Source organism: Chryseobacterium sp. 1B4, assembly GCF_036631475.1.
Classification (GTDB): Bacteria; Bacteroidota; Bacteroidia; order Flavobacteriales; family Weeksellaceae; genus Chryseobacterium.
In genome coordinates, this window is sequence record NZ_JAPNUF010000007.1 from 659124 (window position 1) to 672396 (window position 13273).

Consider the following 13273-nt stretch of genomic DNA (forward strand, 5'->3'; position numbering starts at 1 on the left):
AATTTGTTTATTTAAATAACTGAGGAAGAAAATCATTCAGGTAGGTTCTCCAATTGCTCCACGTATGACCGCCTTCGGATTCTGCGTATTGGTATTTGAAGTTCATCCTGTTGAGTTTTTCACGGTATTCCGTCACGTTTTTGTAAAGAAAATCTGTTTTTCCTATGGCAATCCAATACAACTTGTATGAATTGGTTTGCTGGACTTTCAGTTTTTGATCTAAATTCTGATAAACAGGACTTTTCTTTTCATCAGGCGGTAGAATTGCCGGAGAAAACAGCCCTACATAATCAAACGTTTCCGGCAGATTGGCAGAAATATACAAGGAATGGAATCCCCCATGGAAAGTCCGGCGATAGCTCTGTTTCCTGCGTCTGATTTTACCCGGTAATTATGTTCTGTAAATTCCATGATTTCCTTAAAATAGGTTTCCATATCACCACTGAAAATATCCGGTGTCCTCATATCGATTTTATAAAAACCTTTGGAAGATTCACCCGGCGCTGCGGAATTGCTTGTATGACCGTTTGGCATTACAACAATCATAGGTTTTGCTTTTCCCTGAGCAATCAGATTATCCAGGATCTGTGAGGCCCTTCCCAAGGTCATCCATGCTTCTTCGTCACCACCCATTCCGTGTAGCAGGTATAAAACAGGGAATTTTTCTTTTGAATTTTCATATCCCGGAGGGGTGTAAACCGTTAATCTTCTGTCTTCTTTTAATCCGTTTGATTGATACCATCTTTTGGAAACTGTTCCGTGCGGAACGTTCTGAACTTTGTAATTTTCAGATTGTTTTCCATCTATCAAAACCATACTCATTACCGATGAAACATCACGAACCTGATAAGAATTGTTCGGATCATTGGCCTTTACACCATCCACAATAAATGAATAGGTATAGATATCAGGAGCCAGATCATTTTCAGAGAAGGTCCAGATTCCATCTGCATCTTTTTTAATTCTACGGTTCCCGGTTCCCAACCCTTTCCCGACATCCAGTTTCCCTGCAGTTTTACTGTTTTCGCCTCCGGTGCACGCAGGCGGAATGTTACGCTTTTACCTTTGATCTCCGGTGAAATTATTTCTTTCTTTCCGCTGAAATCAAGGTTTTCCTGGGCAAACATTAATGAACCCAGCATTAATGAATAGATTGTGAATCTGATTTTCATATTAAATTGTTTTTTATCACAAAAGGCACAAAAGTTTTTAACACTTTAATTATTTTAAGTTCAATGCTATTTTTTTTAAAGATCACTTAAGTTTTGAAAATCTTTGATTTTCAATTTTGTAAGCTTTTAGAATTATTATTTCAGACTTGAAGATTTTGTGACTTTTGTGGTTAAAAAGTTAAACAGTTTTTAAAAATAAAATTCTGAGCCTGTGAAACACAGACCCGGAATCATCAATTACTTTTTATATTTCTCTGTTCTCGCATCTTTAATCACACCTGACCAGTTCATTCCGTATCCGAAATCATAGTTATGACCTTCGGAATCTTTATGGGTTTCCATATCGTAAGGAACATCTTCTTTCTGCCTTTCAACAGTCGCCATATTTGCAGGCATCTGAAGCGGAAGTAATCCTGATGGTTCGTATTTTCCGGTTACGATATCCACAACCGCCTGATTGGAAACATTAAAGTTCATCAGAATGGCATCAGCATGCTTTTCAAATTCGTTGAAAACCATCGGTTTTGAAGCTGTTACAGAAACTATTACGGGTTTTCCGTTCATTGCCTTGTACGTGTTTTCAATGGTCAGCAGATCTGTAAAGTTGGTAGCGGTTGAAGTTTTATTTCTGAATGTCCTGTCGTGTACATTCGGGGCTACAACCGGATCACCCGCTGCAATGCTTTTCTCACGGGCTTCAGTTGCTGTATAGGTTTTGTATTGAAGAGAAATCGGAAGATAGCCGTTTCCGCCTTCTGCAGCATCAATATCGCTGTAACCGCCTTCTTCACTGTGTGGACTTTTCACAAAAACCAATGCGAAATCAGCTTTAGCGGGATCTTCGGTTACGTTATAATGTTTTTTTATTTTTTCGATATCAACAGGGTAATCCAGAGAAGGAGCCGTGTAAATTCCCCACCAGTTAAATGTTGCCGGAGAATACCTCTTCGGGATGTAAACCGTTTTTCTTTCCTTGATGGGAAGAATATTGGATTTATTTTTCAACATCACGATAGATTTTACCTGGGCCTCATACCCTGCTTTCATAAACTCCGGATTACCAACTATTTTTTTGGTTTCATCAATGTTCACGTAGGGATTTTCAAACAATCCTGTTCTGAAGAAATTTCTAAGCAAACGAACGGCAGATTGTTCAAATTTTGCACGATATGCTTTTTCGCCGTGTTCTTTCACTCCCATCTGATACGCTTCCAAAACAGGTCCTTTATCATTATTTCCTCCGAATTGGTCAACCCCGGCTTCCAGCACTTTGTAATGACGTTCGGCAATAGATAATTTCTCAGCGCCCCAGGGTTTTCCGGCAAATCCTCCCGGCGTTTTGGGTTCATCAGCCGTAATCAGCCAGTCGGTACACACCACACCATCGTATTTGTATTTTCCACGAAGTAAGTCTGTGATCAGATATTTACTGTAGCCGTTCCCGACATTTTCCCTGTTTTTCGTATCCTGATTAAAGCTGATTGTGTAATAAGGCATCACTGCTGCAGCTTCTTTAGTTCCTCCGTTTAATTTGAAAGCACCTTCGGTAAAAGGCTTTACGTGGTTCTGAAAGTTATTCCCCGGATAAACCGCGAATTTTCCCATTGCCCAATGACCGTCACGGCCGCCTTCTTCAGGGCCGCCTCCCGGCCAGTGCTTTACCATGGCATTTACACTTTTATTACCCCAGCCGTTTTTACTTCCGATGGTTGTCTGGAAACCGTCAATATAACCTCTTCCTAAATCTGCTGTCAGTTCCGGACTTTCAGAAAAAACGTAAGCGATTCTGTACCAGCGAGGCTCTGTCCCCAGGTCGATCTGAGGCGATAAAGCTGTTGAAATACCCAATGCTCTGTATTCCTGAGCCGCAATATTTCCGAATTTTCTGACCAGCTCCGGGTCGAAAGTCGCGCCCATTGCCAAGCCATCCGGCCAAAGTGAAATCTGCCCGCCTGCTCCTTCATTAAACTCAGCCGTTACGGTTGCAGAATGTCTCGGGTCTGTACTGTTATTGGCTGGAATTCCCAATCCAAGGCCTTCGATATAAGCCTGGATGTTGTTGCTCCATTGTGCTGCAATTTCGGGAGACTCAACAGTTGTTACCAAAACGTGACGCAGGTTATCTTCTTTTAAGAATTTCTTTTGCTGGTCTGTCAAATCCGAGGCTTTTGCCCCGCTTTCTTTATACAGCATTCCATTATATTTACCTGCCCGGAAACCATCTGCAGGCGCAGGAACAGACTGATGGCCGCTGTAAAGCATTAGTCCTGCAATCTGTTCAACACTCATCTTTGAAGCTAAATCTTTCGCTCTCTCATCGACGGGAAGTCTCCAGTCTTCGTATGGATCAAGCTTTCCGTTTCTGTTTAAATCTTTGAATTTATTTCCGCCAACTGTCAGAATTTTCACCCCTGAATCTGCAGAATAGCCTAAAACAGGACCTTTAGGATTCGTGACCATCTGAATATTCTGTGAAAATGCTGTTATTCCAAAAAATAATGCAGCAATATTTAAAACCGTCCTTCTCATTGTTTATATTTTAAAAATTGAAGTTTACTGATAATTGACCTGTCAATGGCATAATGTACGTTCCTGTCAACAGTTTTCCGTAATATGGACTTGCATCTGTAATTAATTCAGCACCATTGATGGTTCCACTGGCTCCCCTTTGGTTCAGGAAGTTGATCACTGTTGCACCTATGTTGATGTTTTTGTTTACAGTATAGCTTACTCCCCGAAAGTTTCCCATCTTGGTGCAAAGTATAAGGCGTTGGTAAGATTCGCGTATTGTTTTGAGAAATACCTGAAGCTCGCCCAGAACCTCCACTTGTCAATAGAATAACTTGGATCGATTTCCATTAAAACTTTAGCTACCCCTAATACATTGTTGTCATTATAATCATACTCTTTCCCGAATGCATTGAAATTAAATTTCTTATATACAGGATTCTGGAAAGTAACCAGGTAATGTAAATTGAATCCTTTGAATGGTTTTAAAACAAAATCCGTGGTCCAGCCCAGCGTCTGAATATCATAATAAACGGTTGTGGTTTGCGCCTGAGAACTGTTTGCAGGATTTACCAGATTATATCTGTTAAGGTTGTTATTTTTCTTCAGATAGGTAGCCTGAGAAATCAACTGAATCCAATTGGTATTCCAGAAAACTCCAAATGCTCCCAATGGGCTTTTAATTTTATTGGTATTGGGTTCAAAAGCCTGGGAATAACTTTCCAATCTTCTGTTTTCTTCTGTGTACAGGAAGTTGGCTAAAATACCGAAGTTCTTGGTAATGTTATAAGTTGCGTTCAAACTTCCTGCAATCTGAAAAAACTTTGACTGATATGATTAAACTGGCCCGGATCTGTAAAGCTAAAGCCAATAGTCCTTGGAGCCAAAGAATACTCCCCGTCAATAATGTGATTTCTTAAATGTAAACCATAGCTCAGATTAAAGTTGTCGGTAACTTTCCATTCATCAATACCATACAATGAAAATTTGTTCTCTGTTCCACTATGGTATTCTCCGCCTGCATTATAATTGTAGAAGCCATCAGAATCCGTATTCGGACCAATCAAGCGTTGAGGTTGCGGCTCAACAGTCTGGAAGAAAAAAGTTCGGTTGGATGTGTATTGGTTGACGTGATAATATTGTTCCAACGCTCCAAATGTCAAATTATGATTTCCTACCTGTTTGTTCAAAGAAAAACGACCTGCAATACTGGTAATCGGGGTTTCCGGTGTATACATTCCCAGAATAGTTCCTACCTGCCCTGAATAAGCCTGGCCGCCGGAAGCCAAAGTATATCCTGCTGAAGAATCTGCATTGAAAATACTCAAAGGAATCATATTGGACATTTTCACTTTTGAAAAATGTGCTCTTGTTGAGAATTTAAAATTCCATCCATTGTTCAAAAGATAATTACCAAAAATATCAATGTTATGAGATTTCGATCTGTTATCATCTCCACTCATGGAAGCCCAATAATAATTTCCTGTAAGAATATCTTTGACTTTCATCTGTCCGTCTCTTACTACGTAGGAATCTCTGCCAATTTTGAAATTATCAAGCTCTGTTACTTTTCCGTTTTCCCCATATTGGAAAACAGCATAATTGGTTATGCTATACGAATCCGCATATTTGTAAAGTGCGGTTATCTGTCCTTTATTGTTGTTAAAATACTTAGTTACTCCTGCTCTGAAAATTTTTGTTTCATCAGCATTTCTTGCAAATCCTAATTTATAGGTGCTCGGATCATAGTTGGCAAAAGCTCCTGCCGTATACGTCCAGCCATTTTTGGAAATAGGCCCCGAAACATTGGCATCGGCCTGTAACCAGCCAAAATTACTCGTTGTAAATTTACCTTTGATCTTAAGGTCCTTAGTTCCTGTCTGCGAATATGAATTGACTGCAAAACCAAGATCTCCCGTTGTATTGGCCAACTGGTCCATTTTTAAAAGGCCCGTTTTTTCCAGTCCGACACTTTGCCTCCATGTTTTATTGGGCAGTTCGGGCCAGAAAAAATAAACAACAGGCAGGTCATTTTCGAGAATCGTGATTCCTCCAACTGTAGAAGGAAGACCGATATTAACGTCACGGGGGCTGGTATTATTGGCAGCATTGAGCATCACATTCCTGTTGTTGTCCTCTTTGGAGGAAGTTATCGCTTTTTTCTTCAAAGCTAAGCTGTCAGTTTGTTGTCCAAATACTGCTCCACAAGAAAACATGAGCAGCAAAGTGGAAATTCGGAGTCTTGAGTTTTTCATAATGATCAATTAATCTGTTTTTTGTTTGGATTGTGTAGTGAAATGATGAATTTCAGATGGGTAACTGATTTAAAATTAAACAAATAGCTAACTGGATTTTATCCATGTAATTTTTGACATCTCTTAATATTTTTTAGTTGCTTCATAATGAAGCGACTCAATATTACATTCTTTTTTGATACTGCCAAATGAATGTTAATAAAATATTAACACAATAACAAATAATTGATTTTCAATAAATTATATATAATAAATTTAAAATAAAATGATAAAAAGATCATTTATTTACCCGGAATTATAAATTATATGTTACCAAAAAGTAATGTTAAAAAGCCTGAATGTTTGCACCTTCCTTAATATCACCTTAACTTTGTTCTGCACGAACAATTAAAATAATATGAACCCTCATAAACAGATCTTAGAAAAATCAGCAGAAGCCTATCAGTTATACGTTCCCCATATTTCTATCGATACTGTCATCTTCGGATTCAGTGAAAACGAGCTTAAGGTCCTGGCTATAAAGATGAAATTTAACAAACAATGGTTTCTACCGGGCGGCTACCTGAAAAAGAAGAAAATATTGATGATGCTGCAGTAAGAATTCTAAGCGAGCGGGCTGGTGTAAAGGATCTATTTTTGGAAGAATTTTCCGTTTTTGGGAAGAATGGCCGAAGTGAGGAAGTTTTCAGTGATTATGATGACAGCTTGTGGCATAAACAAAGATTTATTTCTATCGGCTATTATGCATTGGTAAACTATCATGACGTTTCTCCAAAAGCAGACGAACTGAGTGAAGAATTTGAATGGCTCGACGTTAATAACCTTGATCATTACCAGATCACTATGGACCATAAACAGATTATTTTAAAAGCTCTGCTGACACTCAGGGAACGAATAACCTACAAACCAATTGGCTACAATTTACTGCCGGAAAAGTTTACGATGACAGAATTGCAGCGATTGTATGAAACGATATTAGGGAGAAGTCTGAACAGGGGTAATTTCTACAGGAAAATAAAGAACCTGGGGATCCTGACCAAGCTGGATGAACAACGAAAAGGAGGCGCACATAAAGCACAGGATGTCTATTCCTTTAATCAGGAAAATTATGAAAAGGCACTTGAAAATGGAGTGAACAGCTGGTAACGGAGAAAATTATGCGAATATTATCACACAATATAAAACCATCACCAAAAGTTTTTCTGGCTTACAATCCTATTTTGTTTTTTTAAATTAGCTTATGCCTCGTCTTTGGTATTTTTGACAAGCCCTATCCCGGAAAAGAAGAATATAAGTCCGAGAACGCCTATAACGCCTAATGTTGTATAGGCAGAACTTTTATTGATGAGTTCATATCCGGTATAAATTAAACCTGCAATTCCCAAGATAGTCAGTATGGTTCCAAATGTTCGTTTAACGTTCATAGCCTTAATTTTTTATTGTTAAAAATCTAGTTTAAAATTTGTTTTTATATATAATTACATCAGAAAACTGATCTAATGTCTTTTTAAATTGACTCCTTTCCAATACGGATTTATAGTTTTTGTTTCTATGAATATATTACCAATACATTACATGTAAAAAATTGCAAAAACCAAGCCGTTTAGTGAAAAATATACTTTTTGCAATACAATAATAAGCTTTACAATATATAAGCCAGATCCTCTTACATTATTTTCTATCAGTGAAAATTTAAGCAGGTACCACACTGCGACAGATTTTGGCCAGATGTTTGAAATGTTATTAATAGTATTCAAAATTTCAGTACTATAAACAAACATTCTATGGTCATTATCAATAGTTTTGAAGAATATAAAGCATTTGAAGGAAAGCTAATCGGTGTATCGGACTGGCATACAATTGATCAGGAACAGATTAATAAATTTGCTGATGCTACTTTGGACCATCAATGGATTCATATTGACCCGGAAAAAGCGCAAAAAGAATGTCCTTTTAAATCGACAATTGCCCACGGCTATCTGACCCTTTCACTTATACCCTATTTATGGAAGCAGATAGCGGATGTCAGAAATGTAAAGATGGAAATTAATTATGGCATCGAAAATTTCAGATTCGGGCAGCCTGTTCTTGTAAACAACCGTGTACAGCTGCAAGCCTATGCAAAATCTATCTGTAACCTGAGGGGAACTGTAAAAGTGATTGTTGAGGCAAAATTAATTATCGAAGGTGAGGCAAAACCTGCATACGTGGGTGATGTTTTATTTCTTTATCATTTCAATAATTCTGATTAATCAAAAGACCATCCGGCGAGAAATAGAATCTTTATTATCATTTATCTCATATTTTATTCAATAAAAAAGTTATAAATATTTGCAGATTTCATTTAAATACTTACTTTTGTACCGCTTTAAATAATTCGGGGGATTGGCGCAGTTGGCTAGCGCGTTTGACTGGCAGTCAAAAGGTCACGGGTTCGAATCCCGTATTCTCCACATAGCGTAAAAGATAAAATTTTCAAAAACGCTTAAAAACCTGTTAAAGAGCTGTAATTTAATTAATTACAGCTCTTTTCGTTTTTTGCGATTATCGCTTTTTTTTATAATTGCTCTAAATAAATATTTAATATCTTGATTTGACAGTAATTTAATTCGAATTTTATTAATCCTAAATTATCGATTATGTTAGAAAGTAGTTTCAGTACGATGTTTTTTTAAAGACTCTAAATCAGAACTAACGAAAGATTTGTTTATTTGAGAGTTACCGTAGATGGTAGGCCAAGAGAGATTTCAACGAGTGGAACCCTTACCCTGTCTGCCCTTACCTGCACCAATTCATTGGTCAGCCTGTCCCGAAAATACATGCCCAAAGAAAGGCTTAGAAAAATCGGGCATTCTCCCTACCGGATGAAACCTGAGTTCCACTTCTCCAAAATCATTGGTCCTAAAGGAAAGTCTTGCTTCAATCGTTCCTTCCACTGTTCCAAATTACTAACGGATATAATGCTTTTAAATAAAACTTACTGAGAAGTTATAAGAATATATAACCCTCGCAAAAACTGATCCCTTTTTTCATAAAATCTAAACCCTAATATACTTTTTGAGTACATCAAGAAGATCTGCCTGTTTTACAGGTTTGGGAAGGAAATCATTCATTCCGGCCTCAAGGCACTTTTCTTTTTCACCCAGAACATTTCCGGCCGTAATGCCTATAATAGGTATATGTTCATATCCCGGCAGCATTCTGATATGTTGTGTTGCTTCAATACCGCTCATTATTGGCATCTGTACATCCATCATGATAATGGAAAACTGTTTTTTCCTGCATTCTTCCACAGCCTGCAGCCCATTGACCGCTTCCGTCAGATGTATACTCGGAGCAAGAGATTTCATTATTCTATTATTCAGAACCATATTCACTACATTATCATCAACCAAAAGCACTTCCAATTCCGAGGCAAATACATGCGAAACTTTCTCAGAATGATCCTTACTAATTTCTACGGTATAACTTTGGTCTACCTTTTTTAAAGTTTTGTATAGATCATGTGATTTGATGGGTTTCAAAAGTAAATGTGCATTTTCTATTTTTCTCACTGAACTAAGTATTCCCAGTTCTTCAGAAGAAGAAGAAAGTACTATAAATGGTGAAGTCTCTTGTCGCTGATTGAACAGCTCTGTTATTTTATTTATTGTTTCCAATCCGGACATAACAGGCATATGATAATCCATCAGGATCACATCGAACCTTTCACCTTTCAACAGGATCTCTAAGGCTTCCATCCCATTAGAAGCCAAAGTAGACTTGATATTTTTATAGGTAAGCATGTGCTCAAGAATAATCCTGTTGGTTTCATTATCATCGACCACTAAGGCCGTTTTAATAGTTATTTCCTCCTCTTCTCTCAGTTGAGGGATCTCATAAGGTATCTCAATATCAAACGAAAATACAGACCCTTTTTCCTTTGCGCTGCTCAGCGACAAATGGCTTCCCATATATCCCAGGATATTGTTGGAGATAGTAAGCCCAAGCCCCGTTCCTCCATATCTTTTACTGATGGAACTGTTTTCCTGAGTAAAGGCATTAAAAATGTATTTCTGTTTCTCAACAGGGATGCCGATCCCCGTATCTCTTACCGAAAAGCGCAAAGCGATGGTACGATCATTCATGTGCAACTTCTCTACTTTTAGCTCGATCTCGCCCTTTTCTGTGAACTTCACAGCATTCCCCAGAAGATTGATCAAGATCTGCTTTAACCTTGCTTCATCCATAAAAAGTATTTTTGGAAAGCCCGGCTCAATATTGAGAAGAAGTTCGATATCTTTTTTCTGGGATTGATAAATGATCACATTGATTACCTGGCTTAGCATATCATAAACATCACATTTTTCAATCAAAAGCTCCATTTTTCCGGATTCTATTTTAGAAAAATCCAATATATCATTGATGATGCTAAGCAGGTTTTCCCCTGACTCATTGATGTAATTCAGATATTGCATCTGTGTTTCATTCAGCGGTGTCGTGAGGAGGAGGTCTGAAAAGCCAATAACTCCGTTTAAAGGAGTCCTGATCTCATGGCTCATATTGGCCAGAAATTCGGATTTTGCTTTGCTGGCTATATCTGCTGTTTCTTTGGCATTTTTCAATTCTTCATTGATCTTTACAGCATTTGTAATATTCTGTATGGAAATAATTACACCCCCTATTTCATCTTTTGTAAGATACCAAGGCCCAACTTTAAGGTCGTAATGCTGAATTTCTTCTTTTCCTTTCACTTTTAGCGTAAAATCACCATTGATGTATATTTTTCCCAACAGCGCATTCTCATAGATCTCTTTTCCTTCTTCGGGAATATCAGGTGATATTGTGAATAGATTATTGCCGATAAGATCTACATTATTCATACTAAATTCCTCTCTCCATCTGCTGCTTACAGCAATATAATTAAGGTCTTTATCAAACATGGCCAAAGGAACAGGAACATCAGTGACAAAAGATTGCATTATTGCCTCCTTCCGGGAAACCTCGAGAAACATTTTTTGAATGCATCAATGTCCTGAATGATGCCGAAAACCCTTTTGCAGATATCATCTTCAAATTCAGGAATACCTTTTACCCTTACCCAGGTCGTAACTCCATCATTACGTAAAAGCTGAAGCTCCTCATCAAAAGGAATTCCTTGTTGTATTGCCCTGTTAAACAGGTATTTTATTCTTTCCCCACTTTCTCCTTTGTAAAATCCTAAGGCATTTTCAAAAGTAGGCTGGAGACCATCTTTTAATTTATGAATTTCTCTTGTACTTTGAGACCAAAAGATCTTTCCGGTCTTCATATTGACCTCCCAACCTCCCACCTGGGCTACTGAACCTGTTTCCTCAAGCATTTCCTTAGTATAAAACAGATCTTTTTCTAACTTACCACGACGAATAAGGTCAGATTTTAGTTGTATATAAACAAAAACGGTTACACCAATGGCTGCAATGGCAGAAAAGATGATAAACAAAACCGTCCAGTTGGAAGATTTATTCAGATCTTCATTTTTTATGGCAAGCTGAACTTCCTCATGTTTTACAAATTTCTGAACGAGCCTACGGCATCTGTCCATAGCTTCCTTGTTTTGTACAAGTTCTTCCGGACTCATTAATATGCCCTTTTTACGATTCTCAATAAGTAAGGCATATTCCTTCATCATCATTTCTGAAGCATGCAGCAGTTCATTTAAGACATTAATCTGATCTTTATTTCTAAGATTAAGTCTATCTTTATTCGAAACAAGCACCGGATATTCATTTTTACTATTATTAAAAGGTTCAAGAAAATTTTCCCGGCCGGTAAGCTGGTATCCCCTATTTCCTGTTTCAGCATTTAAAAGAGTATTTAAGATATCTTTTGCTAAGCTTATAGATTCCTTACTTTTTAAGAGGTTTTCCCTATTCTCCATCTGCTTATGTATGCTTATATAAGATGCTATAGAACTAGCAATCAAAAGTATCAAAGAAATCACTACACCAATTTGAAGGTTTCTTATAATTTTTTTCGGCATTGAATAGTATTTTTGTAATAAAATACTAAAAATAGGTCATTTTATAATATCAGCAAATTAATTTAGAAATTTGTCAGAAGATATTGAAAAATGAGTACAAGGTACAGTGTTGGGATACGCAAGACATTGCCTTTAAAAGGCTTGAATAATCTTTCGTTTCCATAATTGATTATTTTTATAAAAGTAAGGAATTTTTTTAACCAAAATTTTTACACATTATATTTGAAAATTTGCCCTTTCCAAACATAGATTCTATTACAGCTGATAGATATTTATTTCCGGATTTTGAATTTCTCTATATCGATACCAATACATACAAAATCAAAGGCCTCCCGTAGGAAGCCTTCGAAACACCAAATCACAAAATATTAATATGAAAAATTTATTTATAAAGCTGTTGCGGTATACGTTACTGTCTGCGTATAAGTTCCGGCAGGTTTACCCAAAATATCAGAAGATGATGATTTCGCTGCTGGAATAGTGTAGTCTAAATTCAGTGTTAATGCGCTTCCAAGCGGAGCATTAGCTACCAAAGTCTGATCTGTTGCAGACAACACTACTGCGGTTTTTGTTCCTCCCATACTTCCGGCTGCGGTAGAAGGTTTGATTGTCAAAACATTCACAGGAATCAGGTTCGTTCCGTTCATAAAATTAGCACCTCCTGCTTTTACCTTTACATTAAAGCTCTTTGTGGAAGTAACTTTTAAAGAGTTGGCTTTAGTAACTGTTTGATCAGAATTATAGTCTGCTGCAGTAACGTAGTTAAAGTCAACGGTATTGCCTATTGCTGTACTTCCTGCGTCAATAGAGATGACATCATTCAGGGTAATGTTTACCGTTGTGGTTGCAGTGGTATTTTGAGCTTGAACATTATTAGTTCCTAATATGATCGCTCCAATAGTTAAGGCCGGGATTAAGATTAGTTTTTTCATGATGGTAATATTTTTATTGTTATTTTTTACTTAATTGCTCTCTTTTGTATACTGCAAATCTACAGCAGCGATAAAAGTTTCTTTGTAGTGGAAAAAGGAAGTTCATGTAGTAAATTAACTACACGGTCTATTCATTTGATTTAAAAAGAAAGCCCTCAATACTTTGGAAGTACTGAGGGCTTATGTAAATTGCTGTTATTTCTAGTATAAAACTGTCATAATATAAATTACTGTTTGGGTTTAATTTTCTTTAGGTCTTGACAAAAAAATATTTACAGGTTGGTAAATGTGTTATCATTGTTATTTAAGAGTATTTAGTAAAATTAATATGTAAGCCCTTATAAAACTTTTTAGTTTTCAAAATGTATTTGACCTACAATTTGGGAGCTAAATCAACATAACAAA

13 protein-coding genes, 1 tRNA gene and 1 pseudogene are annotated in these 13273 nt (G+C 37.1%); 5 read left to right on the forward strand and 10 right to left on the reverse strand.

Annotated elements, in window-relative coordinates; all coding sequences use genetic code 11:
- Window positions 1-7: 7 nt before the first annotated feature.
- The 6 genes and pseudogenes from OWR28_RS27000 to OWR28_RS12805 form a co-directional block, all read right to left on the reverse strand.
- Window positions 8-822 (reverse strand): annotated as a pseudogene (locus OWR28_RS27000) (alpha/beta hydrolase).
- Window positions 823-872: 50 nt separating this feature from the next.
- On the reverse strand, window positions 873-1172 hold the full coding sequence (locus OWR28_RS12785; RefSeq protein ID WP_332386931.1) for a hypothetical protein: 300 nt from the start codon (window positions 1170-1172) through the stop codon (window positions 873-875).
- A gap of 237 nt (window positions 1173-1409) precedes the next feature.
- Window positions 1410-3701, reverse strand: a complete 2292-nt coding sequence (locus tag OWR28_RS12790; protein ID WP_332386932.1) for a glycoside hydrolase family 3 protein — start codon at window positions 3699-3701, stop codon at window positions 1410-1412.
- Between the two features lie 10 nt (window positions 3702-3711).
- Window positions 3712-3921: a hypothetical protein gene (locus tag OWR28_RS12795; protein ID WP_332386933.1), complete on the reverse strand. Its 210-nt coding sequence runs from the start codon at window positions 3919-3921 to the stop codon at window positions 3712-3714.
- A complete protein-coding gene (locus OWR28_RS12800; RefSeq protein ID WP_332386934.1) occupies window positions 3900-4481 on the reverse strand; it encodes a hypothetical protein in 582 nt (193 codons plus the stop codon). The genes OWR28_RS12795 and OWR28_RS12800 overlap by 22 nt, the downstream gene beginning before the upstream one ends.
- Window positions 4478-5935 (reverse strand): hypothetical protein, encoded by a 1458-nt coding sequence (locus OWR28_RS12805; protein ID WP_332386935.1) that lies wholly within the window; start codon window positions 5933-5935, stop codon window positions 4478-4480. Before OWR28_RS12805 ends, OWR28_RS12800 begins: the two co-directional genes overlap by 4 nt.
- 397 nt (window positions 5936-6332) lie before the next feature.
- Here OWR28_RS12805 and OWR28_RS12810 point away from each other — a divergent pair, with 397 nt between their 5' ends.
- Both OWR28_RS12810 and OWR28_RS12815 read left to right on the forward strand, forming a co-directional pair.
- On the forward strand, window positions 6333-6533 hold the full coding sequence (locus tag OWR28_RS12810) for a hypothetical protein (RefSeq protein WP_332386936.1): 201 nt from the start codon (window positions 6333-6335) through the stop codon (window positions 6531-6533).
- Window positions 6476-7081 (forward strand): NrtR DNA-binding winged helix domain-containing protein, encoded by a 606-nt coding sequence (locus tag OWR28_RS12815; RefSeq protein ID WP_332386937.1) that lies wholly within the window; start codon window positions 6476-6478, stop codon window positions 7079-7081. Before OWR28_RS12810 ends, OWR28_RS12815 begins: the two co-directional genes overlap by 58 nt.
- 92 nt (window positions 7082-7173) lie before the next feature.
- Here OWR28_RS12815 and OWR28_RS12820 read toward each other — a convergent pair whose 3' ends face one another.
- Window positions 7174-7359 (reverse strand): hypothetical protein, encoded by a 186-nt coding sequence (locus tag OWR28_RS12820; RefSeq protein ID WP_213279291.1) that lies wholly within the window; start codon window positions 7357-7359, stop codon window positions 7174-7176.
- 360 nt (window positions 7360-7719) lie between these two features.
- Between OWR28_RS12820 and OWR28_RS12825 the strand changes: the two genes are divergently transcribed.
- The 3 genes from OWR28_RS12825 to OWR28_RS12835 all read left to right on the forward strand — a co-directional run bounded on the left by OWR28_RS12825 (window position 7720) and on the right by OWR28_RS12835 (window position 8919).
- Complete coding sequence (locus OWR28_RS12825; protein WP_332386938.1) at window positions 7720-8187, forward strand: MaoC family dehydratase; 468 nt, start codon at window positions 7720-7722, stop codon at window positions 8185-8187.
- 127 nt (window positions 8188-8314) lie between these two features.
- Window positions 8315-8388, forward strand: a tRNA-Ala gene (locus OWR28_RS12830).
- A gap of 258 nt (window positions 8389-8646) precedes the next feature.
- A complete protein-coding gene (locus OWR28_RS12835) occupies window positions 8647-8919 on the forward strand; it encodes a hypothetical protein (RefSeq protein WP_332386939.1) in 273 nt (90 codons plus the stop codon).
- Between the two features lie 54 nt (window positions 8920-8973).
- On the opposite strand, the gene OWR28_RS12840 is transcribed toward OWR28_RS12835, so the two are convergent.
- The 3 genes from OWR28_RS12840 to OWR28_RS12850 form a co-directional block, all read right to left on the reverse strand.
- Window positions 8974-10896 (reverse strand): response regulator, encoded by a 1923-nt coding sequence (locus OWR28_RS12840; protein WP_332386940.1) that lies wholly within the window; start codon window positions 10894-10896, stop codon window positions 8974-8976.
- Window positions 10896-11834, reverse strand: coding sequence for a CHASE3 domain-containing protein (locus tag OWR28_RS12845; protein WP_332386941.1), 939 nt, complete (start codon window positions 11832-11834; stop codon window positions 10896-10898). The genes OWR28_RS12840 and OWR28_RS12845 overlap by 1 nt, the downstream gene beginning before the upstream one ends.
- 488 nt (window positions 11835-12322) lie before the next feature.
- Entirely contained in the window at window positions 12323-12868 is a 546-nt protein-coding gene (locus OWR28_RS12850; protein WP_332386942.1) for a peptidoglycan-binding protein LysM, read from the reverse strand.
- Window positions 12869-13273 lie beyond the last annotated feature (405 nt).